This window comes from Synechococcus sp. OH2, from assembly GCF_047462155.1.
Classification (GTDB): domain Bacteria; phylum Cyanobacteriota; class Cyanobacteriia; order Thermostichales; family Thermostichaceae; genus Thermostichus.
This window is the reverse complement of the sequence record NZ_JANSIR010000005.1, coordinates 1-698: the sequence shown is the minus strand read 5'-3', so window position 1 is coordinate 698 and position 698 is coordinate 1. Positions and strand designations below refer to the sequence as shown.

Here is a 698-nt window from a genome sequence, read left to right as displayed (position 1 = left end):
GCCGCTGTTGGGGAGCGTCGTTCACCATTGCTGGACAGGTGAGGGATCTGTATTATCCAGGCTAGGACAGCCCAGCCCCAGATCTCTACCCCATTCCCTAAGGGTCAGAGGGTTTGTCGGGATGCCCGGAATCTTCTTTAGCCACTCATATTCTCATATAATTATCTAGCGATTATCTAGTAGCAGTAGGCTAGAGGGCTCCTCTATGACCCAGCTTTCCGCTCCCGTTCCCACGCCGGCAACCGCATCTTCAGAACCTCAGCCGGCTCCGCTTCCGTCTTACCATTGGCATCTCTTTCTCTGCGCCGACCAGACCAAGCCCAAGTGCTGTGAAAAAGCCGTCGGATTGGAAGCCTGGGACTATTTGAGATCGCGGATCAGGGAATTGAACCTGGAAATCCAAGGCGGCAGCTCCCTGAGAGTACACCGCACCAAGGCCAACTGCCTGCGCGGGTGTGACTATGGCGTTCCCGGCCCGGTGTTGCTGGTGTATCCCGGTGGGTTTTGGTACCACTCGGCCACGCCCCCGGTGATAGAGCGGGTGCTGCAAGAGCATATCCTGGGCGGGATCCCGGTGGCCGAGTATCTGGTAGCCCAAGATACCCTCAGCGCCCCTGATCCAAGAGAGCGTGGATAGCCTGCACGTACTCTGCCGTCGCCTGTTGCAAATCAGCCTTATCACTGGAAGCAGGGGGGGG

At 57.9% G+C, this 698-nt stretch carries 1 protein-coding gene; it reads left to right on the top strand.

What is annotated here, in order from left to right; translation table 11 throughout:
• Positions 1 to 205 precede the first annotated feature (205 nt).
• A complete protein-coding gene (locus tag NW835_RS00290) occupies positions 206 to 637 on the top strand; it encodes a (2Fe-2S) ferredoxin domain-containing protein (RefSeq protein ID WP_414334246.1) in 432 nt (143 codons plus the stop codon).
• Positions 638 to 698: the final 61 nt, after the last annotated feature.